16 protein-coding genes are annotated in these 21,244 nt (G+C 69.8%); 3 read left to right on the top strand and 13 right to left on the bottom strand.

Going from position 1 to position 21,244, the window contains the following annotated elements; genetic code table 11:
* Positions 1 to 13: 13 nt before the first annotated feature.
* The 5 genes from K6753_RS03375 to K6753_RS03355 all read right to left on the bottom strand — a co-directional run bounded on the left by K6753_RS03375 (position 14) and on the right by K6753_RS03355 (position 5,588).
* Positions 14 to 1,249: an ABC transporter permease gene (locus K6753_RS03375; protein ID WP_223674756.1), complete on the bottom strand. Its 1,236-nt coding sequence runs from the start codon at positions 1,247 to 1,249 to the stop codon at positions 14 to 16.
* Positions 1,246 to 1,959: an ABC transporter ATP-binding protein gene (locus tag K6753_RS03370; RefSeq protein WP_223674755.1), complete on the bottom strand. Its 714-nt coding sequence runs from the start codon at positions 1,957 to 1,959 to the stop codon at positions 1,246 to 1,248. The genes K6753_RS03375 and K6753_RS03370 overlap by 4 nt, the downstream gene beginning before the upstream one ends.
* Positions 1,956 to 3,485 carry an efflux RND transporter periplasmic adaptor subunit gene (locus K6753_RS03365; protein ID WP_223674754.1) on the bottom strand — a complete coding sequence of 510 codons (1,530 nt, stop codon included), beginning with the start codon at positions 3,483 to 3,485 and terminating at the stop codon, positions 1,956 to 1,958. Before K6753_RS03365 ends, K6753_RS03370 begins: the two co-directional genes overlap by 4 nt.
* Before the next feature lie 87 nt (positions 3,486 to 3,572).
* Complete coding sequence (locus K6753_RS03360; protein WP_223674753.1) at positions 3,573 to 4,862, bottom strand: sensor histidine kinase; 1,290 nt, start codon at positions 4,860 to 4,862, stop codon at positions 3,573 to 3,575.
* Positions 4,863 to 4,877: 15 nt separating this feature from the next.
* The gene (locus tag K6753_RS03355; protein WP_223674752.1) at positions 4,878 to 5,588 is read right to left on the bottom strand and encodes a response regulator transcription factor; all 711 of its coding nucleotides are present in this window, start codon (positions 5,586 to 5,588) and stop codon (positions 4,878 to 4,880) included.
* Positions 5,589 to 5,695: 107 nt separating this feature from the next.
* Here K6753_RS03355 and K6753_RS03350 point away from each other — a divergent pair, with 107 nt between their 5' ends.
* Positions 5,696 to 6,058 (top strand): DMT family protein, encoded by a 363-nt coding sequence (locus K6753_RS03350; RefSeq protein WP_223674751.1) that lies wholly within the window; start codon positions 5,696 to 5,698, stop codon positions 6,056 to 6,058.
* Here K6753_RS03350 and K6753_RS03345 read toward each other — a convergent pair whose 3' ends face one another.
* The 4 genes from K6753_RS03345 to nudE form a co-directional block, all read right to left on the bottom strand.
* On the bottom strand, positions 6,059 to 6,361 hold the full coding sequence (locus K6753_RS03345) for an Mpo1-like protein (protein ID WP_223674750.1): 303 nt from the start codon (positions 6,359 to 6,361) through the stop codon (positions 6,059 to 6,061). It lies immediately after the preceding gene.
* A 49-nt stretch (positions 6,362 to 6,410) separates the two neighbouring features.
* Positions 6,411 to 7,217, bottom strand: coding sequence for a nucleoside triphosphate pyrophosphohydrolase (gene mazG, locus K6753_RS03340; RefSeq protein WP_223674749.1), 807 nt, complete (start codon positions 7,215 to 7,217; stop codon positions 6,411 to 6,413).
* A gap of 61 nt (positions 7,218 to 7,278) precedes the next feature.
* Entirely contained in the window at positions 7,279 to 8,094 is an 816-nt protein-coding gene (gene cysQ / locus K6753_RS03335; RefSeq protein WP_223674748.1) for a 3'(2'),5'-bisphosphate nucleotidase CysQ, read from the bottom strand.
* Positions 8,091 to 8,639, bottom strand: coding sequence for an ADP compounds hydrolase NudE (gene nudE / locus K6753_RS03330; RefSeq protein WP_223674747.1), 549 nt, complete (start codon positions 8,637 to 8,639; stop codon positions 8,091 to 8,093). Before nudE ends, cysQ begins: the two co-directional genes overlap by 4 nt.
* A 53-nt stretch (positions 8,640 to 8,692) precedes the next feature.
* On the opposite strand from nudE, the gene bioA reads away from it, so the two are divergent.
* Both bioA and K6753_RS03320 read left to right on the top strand, forming a co-directional pair.
* Positions 8,693 to 10,105: an adenosylmethionine--8-amino-7-oxononanoate transaminase gene (bioA, locus tag K6753_RS03325; protein WP_425492049.1), complete on the top strand. Its 1,413-nt coding sequence runs from the start codon at positions 8,693 to 8,695 to the stop codon at positions 10,103 to 10,105.
* Positions 10,096 to 10,836 carry a 16S rRNA (uracil(1498)-N(3))-methyltransferase gene (locus K6753_RS03320; RefSeq protein WP_223674745.1) on the top strand — a complete coding sequence of 247 codons (741 nt, stop codon included), beginning with the start codon at positions 10,096 to 10,098 and terminating at the stop codon, positions 10,834 to 10,836. The genes bioA and K6753_RS03320 overlap by 10 nt, the downstream gene beginning before the upstream one ends.
* A gap of 55 nt (positions 10,837 to 10,891) precedes the next feature.
* Here the strand turns inward: K6753_RS03320 and K6753_RS03315 are convergent, their stop codons facing one another.
* The 4 genes from K6753_RS03315 to K6753_RS03300 all read right to left on the bottom strand — a co-directional run bounded on the left by K6753_RS03315 (position 10,892) and on the right by K6753_RS03300 (position 21,185).
* Positions 10,892 to 11,479: a chemotaxis protein CheW gene (locus K6753_RS03315; RefSeq protein ID WP_223674744.1), complete on the bottom strand. Its 588-nt coding sequence runs from the start codon at positions 11,477 to 11,479 to the stop codon at positions 10,892 to 10,894.
* Positions 11,480 to 11,489: 10 nt separating this feature from the next.
* On the bottom strand, positions 11,490 to 12,791 hold the full coding sequence (locus K6753_RS03310; RefSeq protein ID WP_223674743.1) for a chemotaxis protein CheB: 1,302 nt from the start codon (positions 12,789 to 12,791) through the stop codon (positions 11,490 to 11,492).
* Positions 12,781 to 18,978, bottom strand: coding sequence for an Hpt domain-containing protein (locus K6753_RS03305; protein ID WP_223674742.1), 6,198 nt, complete (start codon positions 18,976 to 18,978; stop codon positions 12,781 to 12,783). The genes K6753_RS03310 and K6753_RS03305 overlap by 11 nt, the downstream gene beginning before the upstream one ends.
* A gap of 185 nt (positions 18,979 to 19,163) precedes the next feature.
* Entirely contained in the window at positions 19,164 to 21,185 is a 2,022-nt protein-coding gene (locus K6753_RS03300; RefSeq protein ID WP_223674741.1) for a methyl-accepting chemotaxis protein, read from the bottom strand.
* Positions 21,186 to 21,244 lie beyond the last annotated feature (59 nt).

The following is a 21,244-nucleotide window of genomic DNA, read 5'->3' as shown; positions in this document are numbered from 1 at the left end:
GGATAGCGCCGCGTCACTGCTGCCGCAGCGCCTCGATCGGGTCCAGCTGCGAGGCCTTGCGCGCAGGGTAGTAGCCGAAGAACAACCCCGTGGCGATCGAGAAGCCGGCCGCCATTCCGATCACCTGCCCGTTGAGCGCCACCGGCAGCGTGCCAAGACGGCCCACCAGCAGCGCGCCGACGATGCCGATCGCGATGCCGACGATGCCGCCGACCAGCGAGATCAGCATGGCCTCGGCGAGAAACTGGCGCCGGATGTCGGTCGGCCCGGCACCCACGGCCATGCGCAGACCGATCTCGCGGATCCGCTCGGTCACCGACACCAGCATGATGTTCATGATGCCGATGCCGCCGACGATCAACGAGATCGAGGCAACCGCGCCCAGCAAAAGCGACATCAGCCGGGTGGTCTGCGTCCGCGTGGCGACGATCTCGGCGATGTTGCGCACGCGGAAGTCGTCCTCGTCACCGGGCTGGATGCGGTGGCGCTGGCGCAGCAGCGCCTCGATCTGCCCCTGCACGTACGCCAGGTCGTCGGCCACGGCCACGCCGACCGCGATCTGCTGGACCGCGCCCGGCGGCAGGCCAGTACTGCCCTGCAGGCGGCGCCGGCCGGTTTCCAGCGGCACCAGCACGACGTCGTCCTGGTCCTGGCCCCAGCCGCCCTGGCCTTTCGCGGCCAGGGTGCCGACCACGGTGAATGGCACCCGCCCGATGCGGACGGACTGCCCGACCGCCGGCCCATCGCCGAACAGTTCACGGCGCACGCTGTCGCCGAGGATGACCGGCTTGCTGGCACCGCCGTAGTCGCGTGCGTCGAACACGGCGCCCTCGGCGATCTCCCAGCCTTCCAGGGCGAAGAAGTCCGGCTGCACGCCTTCCCAGCTCGTCGCCCAGTTGTTCTCCGCGAACACGACCTGTGCGCTGCCGCGCAGGGAGCCGGCGACGTATTGCACCTCGGGGATCTCGTTGCGGATCGCCTCGGCGTCGTCCTCGTCCAGCGTGTAGTAGCTGCTGGCGCTCATGCGCGCGCCGCCCGGGCCACGCCGCGACCCCGGGCCGACGTCCAGCCGGTTGGAGCCCAGGCCCGAGACCAGCTTGTCGATCTCCGCCTGCGTGCCCTGCCCCACCGAGACCATCACGATCACCGCGGCGATTCCGATGATCACGCCCAGCGACGTCAGCGCGCTGCGCAGCCAGTTGCCACGCAGGGCGAACACGGCGGTGCGCAACACCTCCCATGCGTTCATGCGGCGCCCTCCTCGTGCATGCGCCCGTCGCGCATCACGAACACACGGTCGCAGTGGGCAGCCACGTCGGCGTCATGCGTGATCAGGACGACGGTATGGCCGCGCTGCTGGAGTTGCTTGAACAGCGCCAGGATTTCCTCGCCGGTGCGGCTGTCGAGCGCACCGGTGGGTTCGTCCGCCAGCAGGATGGGCGGTGCGTTGATCAACGCCCGCGCAATGGCGACACGCTGTTGCTGGCCACCGGACAGCTCGTTGGGCCGATGGCCGGCGCGTTCGCCCAGGCCGACCGACTCCAGCGCGGCCTGCGCCCGCGACAGGCGCTCGTCCGGCGACACGCCCGCGTATCCCATCGGCAGCGCGACGTTTTCCAGCGCGCTCATGCGCGGCAGCAGGTGGAAGCCCTGGAAGACGAAGCCGATCTTGTCGCGGCGCAGACGGGCTCGCGCTTCGGAATCCAGCGTGGCGACGTCCTCGCCATCGCAGAGGTAGCGCCCGGAGGACGGTGTGTCGAGGCAGCCGATGAGGTTCATCAGCGTCGACTTGCCCGACCCGGACGGCCCCATGATCGCGACGAACTCACCGGCCCGGATGTCCAGGTCGACGCCATCCAGCGCCACCACTTCCGCCTGGGTGCCGGGCGAGTAGACCTTGCCCAGCCCCTGCGCGTGGATCACGGCGCGGTGGTCGGCGGCACCGGTCGCTGCGCTCATCCGGCGTCGCGCTCGACGCCGACGATCACGCGGTCGCTGTCCTCGACGCCGCTCACTTCGGTGCTGGCGCCGTCACTGGCGCCGACGCGGACCATGACCCGTTGCGGCTGTCCGTCCACCAGCCGGTACAGCGGTGCGCGACGGGCACCGGCCAGGGCGACGAGTCCGGCCTGCCAGCGCTCGCGCTGTGCGTCCGACAGGCTGGCGGCGAAGCCCGAGAACTGCGCCTGGATACGCTCCAGCATTCGCTGGCGCATCGCCGCGGACCCGCCGGCCCCGCCACCTGCACTGCGGTTGCCCCCGCGTCCGCCGCCGAACAGGTTGGACGTGGCGCTCGAGCCCGACGCCCCGGCGCGTGCCGCCGCCTGCGCCGCTTGGCGCTCGCGCATCGCCGCGAGCTCGCGGTCAAACGTGGCGTGCTGCTCCGGGGTCAGGGAAAGGCCCTCGGCGATCTTCGACAGGTCGCCCGACATGTCGCCGCGGCTGCGCATCGCCCCGGCCACCGCGGCCGGCGCGTCGGCCTCTTCGGCCGGCTTCCAGCGCAGTGCGGCGTTGCTGACCCGCAGTACGTCGTCGCGCCTGCTCACCTCGATCTCCGCGTTGGCGGTCATGCCCGGCAGCAGCACCTCGTCGCGGTTGTCGACGGCCACGACCACCGGGTAGGTAATGACGTTGTTGGTGTTGGTCGCGGCCAGCCGCACCTGCTGCACCTCGCCACGGAACTGCCGGTCGGGAAAGGCATCGACGCTGAAGCCCACGCCCTGCCCCACCCGCACCTGGCCGATGTCGGCCTCGTCGATGGCCAGCACGATTTCCATCTTCGACAGGTCTTCGGCGATCTGGAACAGCACCGGCGACTGAAGACTCGCCGCGACGGTCATGCCCGGCTCGACCGTCCGCGTAAGCACCACGCCGTCCACGGGCGAACGGATCACGGTGCGCTGGAGGTTGAGCCGCGAGGTCTGCGTGGAGGCCAGCTGGCGCGTAATCTCCGCCTGCGCCGCGCCCACCTGCGCGCGGGCCTGGTCCAACGCCGCGCGTGCGAGGTCGGCGTCGGCACGCGCCACCAGCTGGTCGTCGGCCAGCGCCGCCTTGCGGGTGTAGTCGGCCTGCGCGTTCCGCAGCGTCGCCTGCGCCGTGGCCAGGCTCGCGCGGGCACTGCGGACACCGGCGTCGCCTTGGGCGATCTGCGCATCGAACGTGCTGGGATCAATCCGCGCGATGACCTGGTCGCGCGCGACGCGGTCGTTGAAGTCGGCCAGCACTTCGGTCACCTGGCCGGACACTTGGCTGCCGATGTCGACCGTGGAAATCGCCGCCAGCGTGCCGGTGGCCGAGATCGACACCCGCACGTCGCCGCGCTCTACGGTTTCGGTGCGGTAGCCACTGCCGGCGGCTTCGGCAGGTTGCTCCCGCATGAAGTACGCGCCGCCCGCGACGACGGCGATGACCGCGAGGCCGAGCCAGATGGCACGGCGGGGAAGCCGGCCGCGGGACACGGGCGGACGGGCGGAGGGACGTGGCATGGGCGGACCTGGTCGACGGGGGACGCACGGTGAACGCGCAGGTCACCCGCAGGTTGACGTGGACGGCAGGGACCGGAATCGCCCGGTTCAGTTGTCGCCTTGCGGCTGCACGAAGCGGATCGTGGCCACGGTGCCGCTGTCCACGCGGCTGTCCAGCGTCACCGGCCAGCCGAACCGCTCGCCGAGGCGATGCACGATCGACAGCCCCATGCCCTTGCCTTCCTCGCGCGAGAAGTCATGGCGGTAGAAGGGCTTGAAGGCGTTGCGCAGGGCGTCCTCGCCCATGCCGATGCCGGTGTCGCGGATCTCGATCCGGTCGGGCGCCATCCGGACTTCGATGCGGCCCCGGTCGGTGAACCGGGCCGCGTTGCTCACCAGGTTCCCGACCATCACGTTGAGCACCTTGGGGGGCGCGACCAGGCGCGGTGCGCCCTCGTCGATCACTTCCACTTCGACCGGCTTGCCGACCAGCATCGGCCGGACTCGATCGACCTCGTCGTGCACGATTTCGGCGACATCGACGGCCTCGCTCTGCAGGGCGACATCCGCCTCGCGCGCCAGGATCAGGAAAGCGTCGATCACCGCCTCCATGTCGCGGCCGGCGCGCTGGACGCGCAGCAGCGAGCGATGCGACCGGGCCGACATTTCGGGGTCGGACAGCAGCAGGTCCGTGGCTACCCGGATGACCGTCAGCGGCGTGCGCAACTCGTGGCTCGCGTCCCGGGTGAAATCGCGTTCGCGGGCGACGAACTCGCCGACGCGCTCGGCAAGCTCCGCCAAGGACCTCGACAGGCGCCTGACTTCCATGCCGGCATCGCCGGGCAAATTACTGGGCGCCACCATCTGCGCGTCGGGTGCTCGCGGATCCCAGTCGCGCACGACGCCCGCCAGCCAGCTCACCGGCACCACCAGCCGCTTGGAGATGCGGTACGTGTGCCAGGAGATCAGGTAGGTCGCCAGCAGCGAGATCAGGAGCGAGGCCAGCCCCGTATAGAGGATGGCCCGGTCCACCAGGGCGGAGGCGAAGAGAATGTAGAAACGCCCCTCGGCTCGCTCGTCGACATAGGCCATCTGCGCCTGCTCCGGCAGCGGATGGAGCCCGGGCGGCAGGTCGCGCAGCCCCGACGGGAGCTCCGCACTCGGAGCATCCGGCAGGTCGACGTAGCCGACCATCGACGAGGTGCGTGGCAGCGGGTAGTCCGGGTCGACCTGCACGTTCTCCCAGTACTGGTCGACCTCCCCCTGCATGCGCTCGGTCAGTACCGATTCGCGCACGACCAATCCCGCCAGGAGGATACCCAGCGAGATCAGGATGCTGCCGATCGCCGCCTGCGTGATGAACGCAAGCTTGATCTTACGGGGAAGCCCGTTTGGCATGGACGGACCGCTACATCAGTCCGGCGGCTGCGAGATGTCGGCAACGCGGTAACCCGCGCTCTGCACCGTATGCAGCAACTGCTTCTCGAACGGCTTGTCGATGGTCTTGCGCAGGTTGTACAGATGGCTGCGCAGGGTGTCCGAATCGGGCAGGCCATTGCCCCAGATCTCGCGCTCGATCTCCTGGCGGCTGACCACGCGCGGCGATTCGCGCATCAGGATGGTCAACAGGCGCAGGCCGATCGGCGAAAGCTGCAGCTCGCTGCCACCGCGGGTCACCCGCAGGCTAGCCGGGTCGAGCACCAAATCGGCGACCTTGAGCACTTCGCCACCCACCTGTCGACGCTCGCGACGGATCAGCGCACGCAGGCGTGCCTCCAGCTCCTGGATCGCGAACGGCTTGACCAGGTAGTCGTCGGCACCGACCGACAGGCCGGTCAGCTTCTCGTCCAGCGTGTCGCGCGCCGTCAGCATCAGCACCGGCGTCGACTTGCGCGCTTCCTCGCGCAGGCGCTTGCACACCTCGATGCCGTCCAGTCGCGGCAGCATCAGGTCGAGCACGATCACGTCGTAGCTGTTTTCCGCCGCCAAGCGGTAGCCATCCAGGCCGTCGGCGGCGTAGTCCACCTCGAAGCCGCGGCTTTCGAGGTACTCACCCACCATCTCCGAGATATTGCGGTTGTCCTCTACGATGAGGACCAAGCCCCCGTCCCGCGAACCTTGCATACACCGGTCTCCCTGCCTTCAGTTTTGTGAAGGCTGCCGGTTCGCAGGTCGAGGCGCCGTGAAGATTCGCAGGCTACGCTGCGCGGCCCTCACCTGCGGTTCAGGCCATGTTGCTCGAACGCTTCCTGCCCGTCCTGTTGCTGCTTGGCTCCAACATGTTCATGACGTTCGCCTGGTACGGCCACCTCAAGTACAAGTCGTCGCCGCTGATGTTGGCCATCGTCGCCAGCTGGGGCATCGCGTTGTTCGAGTACGCGCTGATGGTGCCTGCCAACCGCATGGGCAGCGCGGTCTATTCCGCGCCGCAGCTCAAGGGGATGCAGGAGGTGATCACGCTGGTGGTGTTCGCGTGGTTTTCCTCGTGGTACCTGGAGCAACCGCTGCGGTGGAACCACTGGGCCGGGTTCGCGCTGATCGCGGTCGCGGCCTGGCTGATCTTCCTGGAACCCGGGTCGGGCCGTACAGCGTGATCAGAGCCGGATGCGTCCGGCCAGGATGTCCTTGAACATCACCCAGTCGCCCATGAAGGAATACACCGGGTGGGTGAACGTGGCCGGCCGGTTCTTCTCGAAGAAGAAGTGGCCGATCCATGCACAGCCGTAGCCGCAGGCCAGGGCCGCCAGCAGCCACCACGCATTCACCGTCAGCAGGGCGACCAGAAGCAACACCAGCACGCCGCAGCTGCCGAAGAAGTGCAGCCGCCGGCTGACCGGATGCCGGTGCTCATCGAGATAGAACGGGTAGAACTCGCGGAAGCTGGCGAAGCGGCGCACGATCTGTCTCCTGCGATGGCGGCGTGGGTGGGAACGGGGTCGTCCGGCCCTATTCGCTTTCCTTGACCCGCTTCCAATAGCGATCCTGCGCGTCCAGCGGCAGGGCGGCAAGCGCCGTGCCATCGGATTGCGCCAGCGCTTCCATGGCGCGGAAGCGTCGCTCGAACTTCGCGTTCGCGCGGCGAAGCGCGGTCCCGACATCCACGCCGGCGTGGCGCGCCAGGTTGGCGGCAACGAACAGCACATCGCCGATCTCGTCCACCAGGCGGTCATGCGCGTCGTCATCGCCGGCCTGGAGCGCGTCCAGCTCGACCCGGACCTCGGCCAGTTCCTCGCCCAGCTTGTCGAGCACGGGCCCGGCGTGGGGCCATTCGAAGCCGGTGCGCGCGGCGCGCTTCTGCAGCTTCACCGCCCGCTGCCACTCGGGCAGCCCCCTCGGGATCCCGGCCAGGGCCGAGGTGTCCTGTGTTCCCGCCGCCTCGCGCTCGCGGCGCTTGTGTTCGTCCCAGGCCACGGACTGGCTTTCCGCGTCGGCCACGGCCTCGCCGCCGAAAACATGCGGATGCCGGCGCACCATCTTGTCGCTGATCGTGGCCACCACGTCGCCGAACCCGAACGCGTCGGCTTCCTCGGCCATGCGCGCATGGAACACCACCTGGAGCAGCAGGTCGCCGAGTTCGTCGCGCAGGTCGTCCATGTCGCCACGGTCGATCGCGTCGGCGACTTCGTATGCCTCCTCGATCGTGTAGGGCGCAATGGACGCGAAGTCCTGCTGCACGTCCCACGGGCAGCCGTGTTCCGGGTCGCGCAGGCGGGCCATGATGTCGAGCAGGCGCCGGATGTCGGTGGATGTCATGGGGCGCCCTCCATCGTGGACGGGGACGTGCGCGGGCGGCCGGACATGCACGCCTCCACGTTCAGACCGCCGCCCACTCGCGCCACGGCAGCGATACGTCGCCCAGTGCCACGAACTCGCCGTTGAGGATCGTCTCGCGCTGGTTGTAGCGGAACGGGCGCCCCTGCAGGTCGAGCACCGCACCGCCGGCGCCTTCCAGAACCGCCTGGGCGGCCGCGGTGTCCCATTCGCTGGTGGGCCCGAAGCGCGGATACACATCGATCCCGCCGTCGGCGACGGCGCAGAATTTCAGCGAGGAGCCCAGCCCGACCGGCTCCACCTCGCCCATGCGCTCGATGAAGGTGGCGGTACGGGCATCCCGATGCGATCGGCTGGCCGCCACGCGCAACGGCGCGAATGCCGGCGCACGTACCCGCGCGGCGCTTTCCGTCCCATCCCGCTGCTGCCGGAGAGCGCCCCAGCGGGCGCCGCCATGCCAGAGCACGCCGGTCACCGGCGCCAGCACCACGCCGAAGGTCGCCACCCCGTCTTCGACCAGCGCGATGTTCACCGTGAACTCGCCGTTGCGCTTGACGAACTCGCGCGTACCGTCGAGCGGGTCGACGATCCATAGGCGACGCCAGCCCAGGCGCTCGGCTGCGGCAATGCCCGTGGACTCCTCCGACAGCACCGGCACGTCAGGCGTCAGCGCGTGCAATCCGTCGAGGATGCAGCGGTGCGAAGCCAGGTCGGCCGCAGTCAATGGCGAAGCGTCGTCCTTGCGGACCACGTCGAATTCGCTGTCGTAGACCTTGAGGATTTCGGCGGCGGCGGTGCGTGCCACTGCGATGACCCCGTCGCGGATGCGGGGGTCGAGGATCGAATCGGTATGCGTCATGCGTGTTGGCGGAGCCACTCCCGGGCGATGAAAACGGCGGCGATGCTGCGGCCTTCTGAGAAGTCCTCGCGCAGGATCAGCTGGTGAAGGTCGTCGAGCTTCCACGGCACCGGCTCGAGCGGCTCGGGTTCGTCGCCCGGCAGGCGCTCGGGGTAGAGGTCGCGCGCGACCACGAGCTGCGCCTCGTGGCTCATGTAGGTAGGCGCCAGGGTGAGCGCGCGCAGGTGGTCGAGCCGCGCGGCGCCGTAGCCGGCCTCCTCCTTGAGCTCGCGATTGGCCGCTTCCAGCGCGGTTTCGCCGGCATCGATGCGACCCTTGACCAGCCCGAGTTCGTAGCGGTGCATGCCCGCCGCGTACTCGCGCACCAGCAAGACGGTGTCGGCATCGAGCATCGGTACGACCACCACCGCGCCATGTCCGCGTCCGTGCAGGCGCTGGAACTGGCGGCGCTCACCGTTGCTGAACTCCAGGTCCAGCCGCTCCAGCCGGTACGGCCCTGCGTCGTGCTCGGTGATGCCGTGGATGGTGGGCAGCGGGCGACTCACCGCCGGCTCCCGGCGTCGGGGCACGAGTCGGTCGAAGGGGCGATAATCACCGGATGCGAACCAAGACAGACGATGCCGGGATGCTAGCAGAGCCCGGCGACGCGGCGTCGCACTGGCGCGACCGCGACCTGGCCGTGCTGTGGCACCCGTGCACGCAGATGCGCGAGCACCCGCACACCCTTCCATTGCTGCCGATCGCCCGGGGCGAGGGCGCGTTCCTCGTCGACCACGATGGGCGGCGTTACCTGGATGCCATCTCCAGCTGGTGGACCAACCTGTTCGGCCACGCCGAGCCGCGCATCGCCGAGGCGATCGCGCGCCAGGCGCGCACGCTGGAGCACGTGATCCTCGCCGGCTGCTCGCACATGCCTGCAGTCGAGCTGGCCGAACGGCTGCTGGACCTGGCACCGCGACAACCCGGACGCGCGCCGCTGGCGAAGGTGTTCTACGCCGACAACGGCTCGGCCGGTGTCGAGGTGGCGCTGAAGATGGCGTTCCACTGGTTCCGCAACCGGGGCGAGGACGGCCGCACGCGTTTCATCGCGCTGGAAGGCGGCTACCACGGCGAAACGCTGGGCGCGCTGGCCGTCGGCGACATCCCGCTGTACCGGCGCGTATACGCGCCGCTGCTGGCCGAGGCCGTCTTCGTGCCGTCGCCGGATGCATGGAACGTGCACGCGGGCGAATCGGAAGAGGCCTGCGCGCTGCGTGCCGCCGAGGCGCTCGCCACCACGCTGGAGCGCCACAGGGGCGAGGTCTGCGCAATGATCCTGGAGCCGCGCGTCCAATGCGCGGGGGGCATGCGGATGCACCATCCGGCGTACCTTAGACGGGCGCGCGAGCTGTGCGATGCGCACGGCGTGTTCCTGATCGCCGACGAGATTGCAGTGGGCTTCGGCCGTACCGGCACCCTGTTCGCCTGCGAGCAGGCCGGCATCGCGCCCGACCTGATGTGCCTGTCGAAGGGGCTGACAGGGGGATCCCTGCCGCTTGCGGCGGTGCTTGCGACGCAGGCGCTGTACGACGGCTTCCTCGACGAGTCGCGCGAGCGCGCATTCCTGCATTCGCACAGCTACACCGGCAACCCTCTGGCGTGCGCGGCCGCATTGGCGACGCTGGATATCTTCGAGGCCGATGACGTGCTGGTCCGCAACCGTTCCCTTGCCACGCGCATGGGTGAGCTCGCGGCCGGCGTAGGCAGTCACCGCCACGTGGCGCAGGCGCGGCAGGCCGGGATGATCGTCGCGTTCGAGCTGACGCGCGATGGCCAGCGGGACGTGCCCTTCGATCCCGGTCTACGCATCGGCCTCCGGGCGTACCGCGCGGCGCTCGATCGCGGGGTACTGCTGCGACCGCTGGGCGACACGCTCTACTGGATGCCGCCGTACTGCGTCGACGAGGCGACGCTGGACCACCTCGCGCAGGTCACCGCCGACGCCATCGAGGAGGCCACGGCATGCGCGTGACCCGCGTCCACGTCGACCTGCCGTTGTCCGATGCGGCCGAGGTGTCGCTTCCGGAGGCCGCCGCCGCACACCTGACCCGGGTCTTGCGGATGCGCGAAGGCGACGCCTGCGTGCTGTTCAACGGCGACGGCCGCGACTGGCCGGCGACGATCACGGCCCTGGGCAAGCGCGAGGTGCGGGTACGGCTGGGTGAGGCGACGCGGGTCGACCGCGAATCACCGTTGTCGATCGTCCTGGTGCAGGGCGTGGCACGTGGCGAGAAGATGGACCTGGTGCTACAGAAGGCCACCGAACTGGGCGTGGCCGGCATCGTCCCGGTGATGTCGCAACGCAGCGAGGTGAAGCTCGACGAGGCGCGCGCGGAGAAGCGTCTCGCCCACTGGCGCAGCGTCGTGGCGTCGGCCTGCGAACAGAGCGGCCGCGCGCGCCTGCCCTCGGTATCGGCGCCAGTTTCGTTGCAGGCGGCATTGGGTGCACTACAACCGGGCGGCACGCGGCTGCTGCTCGACCCCGAGGGCGGAGTCGCGTTCAACGGGTTTGAGCCGGACACCGCGCACCCGCTGTATCTGGCCGTTGGCCCGGAGGGTGGCTGGTCGCCGCTGGATCGTGAGCAGCTGGTCGCAGCCGGCTTCGCAGGCCTGCGACTGGGGCCGCGCATCCTGCGTACCGAAACGGCCGGGCTGGCCGCGATTGCCGCGTTGCAGGCGCGATTCGGGGATCTTCAGGCCTAGCCGATTGCCGGGCGCGACGGCCTACGGAGCGCCCCTGTGACGGCGCGCGAAGCTCTCAGGCCGCCTGCGCGACCGCTTCGGCCACCAGTCCTTCGAGCGCTTCGAGGTCCGGGATCAGGGCCTCGTCCTCGTTGAGCTGCACGCGCGCCAGCACGCCAGTGGGCAGCACGTCGCCGTCCTCGCCCAACGTGGACAGGCTGTCGCGCGCCACGGTGACCAGGCGCGGGAAGCCCTGCGTGACAACCGCGAAGAACGGCGTCCTCGAGTTGCCGGCCAGTGCCTTCAACACCGCGACCTTGCTGCCCAGCCCGGGCTGGTCCACGCCCAGCCCGGCCAGCCGGGAAAACGCGACCAGCGGCAACTGCCAGCCACGCCAGCGCGTACGTCCCAGCAGCCACTCCGGCGCCGGAGCGATCGGCTCGGGTTCGGCATAGGACAGCACCTCGGCGATGGTGGCGTTGGGCAGCAGCAGGCGTGCGCCCGCGACCTGGATCAGGACGCCCCGGATGTCACCCATCACCGCGTCCTCGGCCGGCGTCTGTGCGACGTCGGTCACGGGACCGGTGCCATTGGATGACGAGGCCTCGGCAGCATCGTGGCCGTGGCCCTGTCGCGTGTGGTGCTTGTGCTTGTTCTTGGACATTGCGAATTCCTCAGCCCGGCCAGCGCTCGGCCAGTCGCGACGCGAGTTCGGCCGGCTGGCCGGTCTGGCCACCCCGTGCGGCCAGTTCGGCCGGCGCGGCGGCGTCGTAGCAACCCTCGGGCGCCTGGCCTGCGATCAGTGCGCCGCCATGGCCGTGCTTGAGGACCGCATCGACGAGTTCGGCATCGCTGCCGCTCAGCATCAACACTGCGCTGTCAGCCGATGGCAGCGCTTCCAGCAGCGAGCCCCCTTCGACAAAGGACAACCCGTCGCCACCGGACTTCAAACCCACCTCGGTTGGCAGGACATACACATGAGTCGGAAGCACGGCGTGACCAATTTCCGCCAGACGTACAGGCAATTGGGTGGCGCGCTGCATCTGCGCGACGAGACGATCATGGCGTCCGCCATCCAGGCGTTGCTGCACCAGCACGGGGCGCGGGAAATCTCCGGGCAACGCCGCCAGGAACTGGCGGACCGCATCGGGGCCGCCGATTCCGGCCATGACCAGTACCGCGCCGTTGGCCTGCTCGGGCCCACGCACCGGCGTGTCGTCCACCAGTTCGAGCGTCGAGATGCGGCGCTCCAGGTCGGCCATGTCGTGCTGGAACCGGTCGCCGACCTCCCTCGACGTGCTGGCCGGCACGGCATCGTCGTCGACCAGGCTCAGATCGCCGCTGCCGAGGCCAAGGCCCGCAGCGGATGCGGGGGGCGTCTGCTCGGACGCGTGGTCTTCATCCGCATCATCCGGAATCGAACCTCCGGTCGCCTGTTCCTGCGCCGCCTCGGTGCCTTCCTGCACAGGCATTCCAAAAGCAAGGTCGAAGTCGATCAGCTCGACCGTGGCCGCGTCACCGCGCGAACTGCCGTAATCACCCGCCTCGGCCTCCACCGGATCGAAGCTGGCGTGCAGCGACTGCAGGGGGGCCGCCACGACCTCGGCCTCGCCTTCGGGCTCGGTCCCGGGCGGCAGCACGTCGCGGTGCCCCAGGAGCTTGGCGACGAGGTGCCGCTTCCAGCGCGCCGCATCCCAGCCTTCGCGCGCGGCCGCGAGCTCGGCTTCCTCGTAGATCACGTCGATCATCGGATCGCCGAGCACGGCGTCGAAGCGCTCGAGCACGTCTTCGGTCGCGGGGTCCAATGCGACCACGACGACCTGCGGCTCGGCCGCGATCAGCTCGGGCGTGTCGAGCTGCGTCGGATCGGCGTGCAGCACGCGCTCCACGCCGGCCTCGTCGATCATTTCACGCAGCCGGTCGGCGGCGACGCCGGGCCGGGCCAGCAGGGCGACGCGGCGGGCGTTATCCGTCATGGCGACGCTCGATGCCCAGCAGCTCGAAGACGTTGCGCATCAGTTCCGGCTCCTGGTACGGCTTGCCGAGGTAGCGCTCCACGCCGATCTCGAACGCGCGCTGGCGGTGCTTGTCGCCGGTACGCGAGGTGATCATCACGATCGGCACGCCGCGCAGGCGCGCGTCGGCCTTCATGTGGGTCGCGAGCTCGTAGCCATCCATGCGCGGCATCTCGATGTCCAACAGCATCAGGTCGGGGACGACGTCGGTCATGCGCTCCAGCGCATCCACGCCGTCCTTCGCGGTCGCCACCTCGAAGTTGTGTCGCTCCAGCACGCGGCCGGTGACCTTGCGCATGGTGACGGAGTCGTCGACCACCATCACCAGCGGCACCTTGCGCTGCTCGACCACCGGCGCCTGCAGGCCCAGCTGGTCGCGCGGCAGCGCGGCCTGGCGGCGCACCAGCGGGGCCACGTCGAGGATCACGACCACGCGGCCGTCACCCATGATGGTCGCGCCGAAGATGCCCGGCACCGACGCCACCTGCGGCCCGACCGGCTTGACCACGATTTCGCGGTTGCCGACCACCTGGTCGACGCTGACCGCAGCCCGCAGGTCGCCGGAGCGGATCAGCAGCAACGGCATCTGCAGGTGGCCTTCGGCCTTGGCCTGCGCGTGGCCGACGAGTCGGCCGAGGTCGTGGACCGCGTACTCCTCGCCACCGTAGTTGTAGACCGGGTTGTCGCCTTCGAGCTCGTCGCGGGCGATGCGGCCGACGCCGCGCACGGAGGCGATCGGCACCGCGAACGTGGTCTCGCCGATCTTGACGAACACCGCCTGGGTGACCGCCAGCGTCTGCGGCAGGCGCAGGGTGAAGGTGACGCCCTTGCCGGGACGCGACTGGATGTCCAGCGTGCCGCCGAGCTGGCGCACTTCGCTGGCCACCACGTCCATGCCCACGCCGCGCCCGGCCAGGCGGCTGACCTCGTTGGCGGTGGAGAAGCCTGGCTCCAGGATCAGCGCATCGAGGTCGTGGTCGGTGAGGATCGCGTCCTCGCGGATCAGGCCACGCTCCTCGCCGCGGCGACGGATCGCGTCGCGGTCCAGGCCTCGGCCGTCGTCGCCGACCTCCAGCACCACTTCCGAACCTTCGCGGCGCACCGCAATCCGGATCGCGCCTTCCTCGCCCTTGCCCGCCTGCTTGCGCTGCTCGGGCGTTTCAAGGCCGTGGGCGACCGAGTTGCGGAGCATGTGCTCCAGCGGCGCGGTCATGCGCTCCAGCACGTTGCGGTCGAGTTCGCCCTGCGCGCCGTCCAGCTTGAGCTGGACCTGCTTGCCCAGCTCGCCGGACGCCTGGCGGATCACGCGGCGCAGGCGCGGCAGCAGCGAGTCGAACGGCACCATGCGCGTGCGCATGAGGCCTTCCTGCAGGTCCGAGCTGACGCGCGACTGCTGCAGCAGCAGCGTCTCGTACTGGCGGGTCAGGTCATCGAGCGTGAGCTGCAGGCTGTTCTGGTCGGCCGCCGATTCCGACAGCGCGCGAGAGAGCTGCTGCAGGTTGGAGAAGCGGTCGAGTTCCAGCGGATCGAAGGCCTGCTCGCCGCTGTCGCCTTCGCGCTGGTAGCGCGCGACGATCTGGGCTTCGGTTTCGATCTCCAGGCGCCGCAGCTGGTCGCGCATGCGGGTGTTGGTCGCCGCCATTTCCGCGATGGCGCCGCGGAACGCACCCAGCTGCTGCTCCAGGCGGGCGCGGTAGATGGCCACCTCGCCGGCGTAGTTGACCAGCCGGTCGAGCAGGTCGGCGCGGATGCGCACCTGCTCCTGCGGCGCGCGGATGGCGATGTCGTCCTCGTCCTCCGGCACGTCCTCGCCGATGGGCGCCGACAGCGGCTTGAGCTCGCGCACCGGCGCTGGCGTATCAGCGCCCGCGCCCGCGCCCGCGCCCGCGGCCGTGTCGGTGGTCACTGTGGTGCCGCCCAGCGAACGCGCCTCGAACTCGGCGATCAGCGCCTCGGGCATGGCAATGGCGCGACGATCGCCGACGCGCGTCAGCATCGCGTGCAGACGGTCAAAGCCGAGTTCCAGCAGCGGGATTCCGTCCTGACCCAGCTCGCGGCGCTGGTCGACCACCGCCTCGAGCAGCGACTCCATGACGTGGCCGAGCTCGCCCACGGCCATGATGCCGGCCATGCGCGCGCCACCCTTCAAGGTGTGAAGGTCGCGCTGCAGGCCGACCAACGGCTCGCGCTCGGTCGGGTGCTGGCGCAACTGGGCCAGCAGGCCGTCGGAGTGGTCGAGCAGGTCGCTGCCTTCCTCGACGAAGATGTCGACCAGTTCCGGGTCGAGTTCGCTCAGGTCGAGCGCGTCGTCCGGGTCGGCCTCGACCGGGATCGACACCGGCACGAACGCCGCCATCGGTGCCCGTTCGGGCTCGGCCTGCACGGGCTCTGCGGCCTTCGGTGCGTCTTCGGGCGCGTCCTGGATAAGCTCCGGCAACACCTCGTCGGTCGCGGCCTCTTCACTGACGACCTCGCCAGTCGCGACTTCCTCGGTTGCGGCGGTGTCCGCCTCGGCCTGTTCGCGCGCCAGCCGGTCGGCCTCGGCGTACTCGGCTTCAAGGCGCTCGTACTCGAGCCGCTCTTCTTCGGCGAGGCGCTCGGCCTCGGCCTTTTCGGCAGCGACGCGGTCGGCTTCGGCCTGCTCTGCGGCAAGGCGCTCGGCTTCGACACGCTCGGCTTCGGCCCGCTCGGCTTCGAGGCGTTCGGCCTCCGCCTGCTGGGCGGCCTGCTGCTCCGCTTCAATTCGAGCGGCTTCGGCGCGCTCCGCTTCGGCCCGCTCCTGTTCCACGCGCTCGGCTTCTGCACGCTCGACTTCGATGCGCTCGGCCTCAAGGCGCTCGATCTCCGCCTGCTCGCTGGCGATGCGTTCGACCTCGGCCAGCTCGGCAGCCTGCCGTTCCTGCTCAAGACGCTCGCTTTCGATGCGTTCGGCTTCGATGCGCTCGCTCTCCAGGCGCTCGTCGTTCGCTTTTTCACCCTCGGCACGCTCGATCTCGAGCCGTTCGGCCTCCAGGCGCTCGGCCTCCAGCACCTGCTCTTCCAACCGAAGAGCTGCGGCCAGATGCTCGGCATCGGCGTCGTCCGCGGGCGGCGCACCACCCGTCGCAACTTCCGACGGGACCGGTTCGGCCGCGGCGGAGTCGCCATCGGACAGGAATGCACTCAGGTCGAGCGAGCTCAGGGGCTCGTGATGCGCGGTATCCACCGCCTCGATCACGTCGCCAGTGTCGATCTCGGACTCCGCGTCCATGCCGTGCCCGGCCGGACGCGGTGCCGGCAGGGTGTCGCGCAGCGCGGCCATGCGCTCGGCCAGGCCGTTGAACACCGGCACGCGCGGGCGCTCGGACTGCAGCGCGGACAGCGTGTGGCGGATCGCGGTGCTCACCGCGTCCAGCCCGGCCACGCCCTCGGCGGTGGCCGGCGTACCGGCGGCCAGCAGCCGCTTGACGTATGCCTCGGTCGGCGCGGTGATCTCGGTGATGACCGGCACTTCGGTCATCGCGAAGGCGCCGTTGAGCGTGTGGATCGCCCGCTGCAGGCGGTCGTTGGCCGGGTGCGGCGCCGCTTCGGCGGCGGCCAGCCAGTCCTGGATGGTGGACAGGTGGCCGGTGACCTCGGTATCGAGGATCTCCAGCAGCACCGGGTCCACCGACGCGGGGATGCCCGGCACCTCGTCGATGTGCAGTTCGCTGCCGGCGTGGATGGTCTCTTCCGCATCCACGTGCTCGGCGGTTTCGCTGGCGACGGCCTCTTCGGCCGGCGCTTCGATCGGCTCGGCGTGCGTTGGCGTAGCGGAGACTGCGGGCTGGTAGCTCGCCTCTTCGCCTGCAGCGACTCGATCGGCCACGGCCTCGATGCCGGCCAGGTCGGCCGTCAGCGCAGCCTTGCCCTGCAGGGCGCCGTGCAGCTGCGGCAGCGTGTCGAAGGCGTGGTCGACCACCGCAATGACGGCGGGCGTGGCCGGACGCGTGCCGTCCAGCACGCGATTGAGCATGTTCTCGACCTTCCAGCTGAACTCACCCAGCGCCTTGGCGCCGACCAGGCGCCCGCTGCCCTTCAGGGTATGGAAGACGCGGCGGATCGGGCGCAGCAGCTCGGCATTGTCCGGCGCGGCGCGCCACGGCGGCAGCAGCTCGCCAAGGTGGTTGATCTCTTCCTCGAGCTCTTCGAGGAAGACTTCGCGGATTTCGTCGTCTATGTCGTCGCTGTGGGCGAAGCCGCCGTACTGCACCGACAGCCCGACAGGCACGGACGCCGGCACGTCGGCCGTCTCCGGCGAGGTCTCTTCGGCCTGGGCCGCGGCCACGGGCGTCTGCTCGACGGCATCGCGTGCGTCGGTTTCCGCCGGGGTGTCGACCCGGGCAGGCGCGGTCGGCGCGTCCCACGCCGGGAGGTCCTGCAACGCCGTCGGCGTCGCGTCGCCGGACGTGAGGGCACCGGTCGGGATGTGCTGCGTGTCACCCGGCAGCGGCCAGTAGCCCAGCGACTCCAGGCTCTGGCGCGCGATCTCGAGGATGCGCTCGCGGTTGGGGCGCTGCTCGCGCAGGGCCTCCAGGTAATACTCCACGCTGGCCAGCGCGTCGGCCATGGTGTCCAGCTGCTGGCCGTTGGGCACGCGCTTGCGGCCGATCAGTTCGACCTCGGCGTAGCGGCGTACGCCGACCAGGTACTCGGCCGGACGCGGCAGTTCCAGGATGCGCAGCGCACCGGACACCTCGTCCAGCAGGCGCGGGACATCGGCCAGTTCGGCGTGGTCCCAGTTGGTTTCCACGAACGCGACAAAGCACTGTCGCGCGTCGCCGAAGTTGGCGATGGCCTCGCGCACGACGATGTCGAGCACCTTGCGAGATTCGCTGGCCAGCAGGTCCTCGTCGGCCGCGTCTTCTGGCAGGCCCAGGCGCGCGACCTGCTCGTCCAGGGACGCATCGACGTAGAGCAGTGCACCGGCCACGTCCAGCAGCGCAGTTTCGTCGGCGGCGCGCTGGCCGGTGACGATCTCGTGCATCGCGTCGCGCTGCTGCAGCACCACGCCGCGCGCCACGCTCAGACCCATCATGCCGAGCGTGTCGCCGACACGGCCCAGCGCATCGACCTGCGGGCGCAGTTCGTTGATATCGGTCTGGCCGGTGCGCAGGTACAGGTCCAGCGCATCCTTGACCCGCAGCAGGTCTTCCTTGATCGCCGCCGAGACGGTATCCAGCAATGCGCGGTTGCGGCCGCTCAGGCTGCCGCGGGCGTGCTCCAGCTCCGACTCGCTGGGGCGCTGGGCGTCCAGGTCGAAGGCGTCGCGCAGGCCGGCCAGCGCCGGGTGCGGGTTGGCGCTGTTGGCCGCGTGGTACAGCAACTGCCGGGTCGGCTCGGCTGCGGGCTCGCTGCGCGGGCCGCTGAAGTCGTCGCCTTCCAGCATCTGGCGGCTTTCGCGCTCGACGCCGCCGAAGGCCTGGCGCAGGGCGCCGGTCGGTTCGATCGCACCATCGCGCAACGCGGCGGCCACCGAGGCGGCCACCCACAGCATGCGACGCAGCGGCTCGAGCGCGACGTCGGCCAACAGGCCGTCGATCGCGGACGTCAACGCGCCCGGGTCCGCCGGGGCCCCGCCATCGGGCCACTGCGACAGCGCATTGCGGAAGTCGGACAGGTGCGAGGTCGGCGCCGGCGCCACGGACGTGAGGACCGGGGCCGGCAGGTCCTGCGGCAGCGGCCGGTCGAGGTTGGGCGAGAACAGTACGCTCTCGTTGAGCCCCGTCTCGCCGCGCGCCGCACGCAGCTCGTTGAGCAGCGGCAGCAGCACGATCGGGATGTCGCGGTGGCCGCCCTGCAGGCGTTCCAGGTAATCGGGAAGCTGCACCACGCCACGCATCAGCGCGGCGCAGGCATCGTCGCGGCGCTCCTCGGCGTCGCCGTGGTGCAGCGACAGCGCGAGGCGCTCCATCTCCTCGGCCACCATCGCCGGGGCCGAGAGCTCGACCATCCGCAGCGTGCCGCACACCTGGTGCAGGTGGCCGGCGCAGACCTTCATGCGCTCGGCGTCGCCGGGGTTCTCGGCGTAGGCCTCGATCTCCTCGCGCGCCTGCCGCAGGGTCTGGTCCAGCTCGGGCTTGATCCAGCCAAGCGTGGTGGTGTCGATGGCGTCGCGCATCACGGTCATGCCATCACTCCACGCACGGTCAGCCGCCCGTCGAACGGGGTACCAGTCGGCGGCTTGACCGCCCGATAAGAGTGACTAGGAGCATTCACTAAGCTGGAATCCACTGACTGACCGACTGAACTGACTCACGACATCGAAAGCGCCACGCGCTTCCCACAGCGCCCCTGGCGCGACCAGCCGCCCGCTTACGCAGGCAGCTTGAAGTCGGCCACCGACCTGCGCAGGTCCGCGGCGAGCTGCGCCAGGTTGCCGATCGACTCGGCCGTCTGGTTGGCGCCCTGCGTGGTCTGCGAGGTGATCTGCTGAATCGTGTTCATCGTCTGGGTGATGTTGGCCGCCGCGCCGGACTGCTGCTGCGCCGCGGTGGAAATGCCCTGGATGAGGCCCGACAGGTCGGACGACACCTTTTCGATCTCGCCCAGCGCGGTGCCGGCGTCCTCGGCCAGGCGCGCACCGGCGACCACCTCGGAGGTCGTCTGCTCCATCGAGCTGACGGCTTCGTTGGTATCGGACTGAATGGTCTGCACCAGGGTCTCGATTCGCTTGGTCGCGTTGGATGCGCGTTCGGCGAGTCGCTGCACTTCGTCGGCCACGACCGCGAACCCGCGGCCCGCCTCGCCCGCCGATGCCGCCTGGATGGCCGCGTTCAGTGCCAGGATGTTCGTCTGCTCGGAGATGTCGTTGATCAGTTCGACGATCGAGCCGATTTCCTGCGAGCTTTCACCCAGGCGCTTGATTCGCTTGGACGTTTCCTGGATCTGGTCGCGGATGCTGTCCATGCCCTGGATCGTCTGGCGCACCACGCCGGCGCCCTTGGTCGCGATCTGCACCGAGCGCTGCGCCACCTCGGCGGACTCGGCGGAGTTCTTCGAGACCTGGTCGATGCTGGCGGCGATTTCGCTGATTCGGCCCGAGGCGGAGGAGATTTCCTGGGCCTGGTGTTCGGCGGCCTCGGCCAGGTGCATGGCGGTGGCCTGCGTCTCCTGCGCGCTGGAGGCGACCTGCACCGAGGTGTCGGTGATCGTCTGCACCAGGCTGCGCAGCTGCTCGACGGCGAAGTTGATCGAGTCGGCGATCGCGCCGGTCATGTCCTCGGTGACCGTCGCCTTCACCGTCAGGTCGCCTTCTGCGAGCGAACCCATTTCGTCCAGCAGGCGCATGATCGCCTCCTGGTTGCGGTCGTTGAGTTCCTTGGTGGTCTCGTAGCGCTTCTGCTGCAGGCGGTTCAACGAATAGAGCAGGCCGGCGATGGCGATCAGGGCCAGCGCACCGGAGATGATCGAGATCCACAGGTTGCCCAGGATGCTGGTGTCGCGCAGCGAGCCGAAGGCGGTGAACGAGTCGAACAGGCGGCGGCTGTCGGCCAGCAGCTGGTCGGAACCGGCGGTGATCGAGTCGGCGGCGGCCTGGGCGCGGAACAGGTTCTGCGAGGTCGACAGGATCGCGTCGAGGTCCTCCTTCATGTCCGTCCACAGCGCCTGCGCCTGGCCCAGCGCGGCCAGCGCGCCACTGTTGCTCAGCGCGGTGACGCCCAGCGTCTCGTCGCCCTCGCGCAGGCCGGTCATGACGTTGTCGAACACGGCCGCGTCGCGCGCCAGCGCGTCGCCGGCCGTCGCCGCGGCCGGGCCGCCGGCCTGGATCTCGGTGATGCGGCGGGCCATGGTGCCCGACAGCACGACCTGGCGGAGGGCCAGGTAGACCTGCGAGGAGGTCGAGCCGCTGGAGGACATCGCGCGGACCAGCTCGTCGAGGTTGGCCTGCAGCTGCGGCACCTGGCCGGCGAAGCTGCTGGCGTTGTCGGCCAGGCCCAGCACGGCGCGCTCGCTGGCGATCATCTGCTCGGCGCTGGCGCCCAGCGGCGCCCACGTCTCGGTGACGGTGGCGATCGGGCCGGACACGCCCGGCTCGTTGCCGAAGTTGGCGTTGAGCGTCTCGATGTCCTCGTCGATCGCGGCCTTGGTCTGCTTGAAGGCGTCGAAGGACTGCGCGTCGCCACCCACCGCCTCGCGGCCCTGGTTGGCCAGCTGCTGGCTGAGCACCTGCAGGTCGGATGCCGCGGAGCTGGCGCCACCCAGGCGCGCCGCCTTCCAAGTCGCGTAACCGGTATTGAGGCCGAACACCAGAACCGCGATGCCCAGCAGCACCAGCCAGGTGTTGACGCCAAGGTTGCGGGCCTTGCCGGCGACGGAGTTGATGTCAGTGCTCATGGTTCGACGACCTCTGGTGTGGTGCGTGCTGCGGCAGTAGGAGAAGGTGCGAGAGTTGT

This window comes from Novilysobacter selenitireducens, from assembly GCF_020026895.1.
Lineage (GTDB): Bacteria > Pseudomonadota > Gammaproteobacteria > Xanthomonadales > Xanthomonadaceae > Lysobacter_C > Lysobacter_C selenitireducens.
Note: the sequence above shows the minus strand (reverse complement) of the source record. Positions and strands in the feature narration are given on the sequence as shown.

Coding starts and splice junctions, on each gene's coding strand:
- K6753_RS03375 (WP_223674756.1), bottom strand. CDS start 1,249: ATGAACGCATGGGAGGTGTTGCGCACCGCCGTGTTCGCCCTGCGTGGC.
- K6753_RS03350 (WP_223674751.1), top strand. CDS start 5,696: ATGTTGCTCGAACGCTTCCTGCCCGTCCTGTTGCTGCTTGGCTCCAAC.
- cysQ (WP_223674748.1), bottom strand. CDS start 8,094: ATGACGCATACCGATTCGATCCTCGACCCCCGCATCCGCGACGGGGTC.
- bioA (WP_425492049.1), top strand. CDS start 8,693: ATGCGAACCAAGACAGACGATGCCGGGATGCTAGCAGAGCCCGGCGAC.
- K6753_RS03305 (WP_223674742.1), bottom strand. CDS start 18,978: ATGACCGTGATGCGCGACGCCATCGACACCACCACGCTTGGCTGGATC.
- mazG (WP_223674749.1), bottom strand. CDS start 7,217: ATGACATCCACCGACATCCGGCGCCTGCTCGACATCATGGCCCGCCTG.
- K6753_RS03310 (WP_223674743.1), bottom strand. CDS start 12,791: ATGACGGATAACGCCCGCCGCGTCGCCCTGCTGGCCCGGCCCGGCGTC.
- K6753_RS03315 (WP_223674744.1), bottom strand. CDS start 11,479: ATGTCCAAGAACAAGCACAAGCACCACACGCGACAGGGCCACGGCCAC.
- K6753_RS03365 (WP_223674754.1), bottom strand. CDS start 3,485: ATGCCACGTCCCTCCGCCCGTCCGCCCGTGTCCCGCGGCCGGCTTCCC.
- K6753_RS03355 (WP_223674752.1), bottom strand. CDS start 5,588: ATGCAAGGTTCGCGGGACGGGGGCTTGGTCCTCATCGTAGAGGACAAC.
- K6753_RS03370 (WP_223674755.1), bottom strand. CDS start 1,959: ATGAGCGCAGCGACCGGTGCCGCCGACCACCGCGCCGTGATCCACGCG.
- K6753_RS03300 (WP_223674741.1), bottom strand. CDS start 21,185: ATGAGCACTGACATCAACTCCGTCGCCGGCAAGGCCCGCAACCTTGGC.
- K6753_RS03360 (WP_223674753.1), bottom strand. CDS start 4,862: ATGCCAAACGGGCTTCCCCGTAAGATCAAGCTTGCGTTCATCACGCAG.
- K6753_RS03320 (WP_223674745.1), top strand. CDS start 10,096: ATGCGCGTGACCCGCGTCCACGTCGACCTGCCGTTGTCCGATGCGGCC.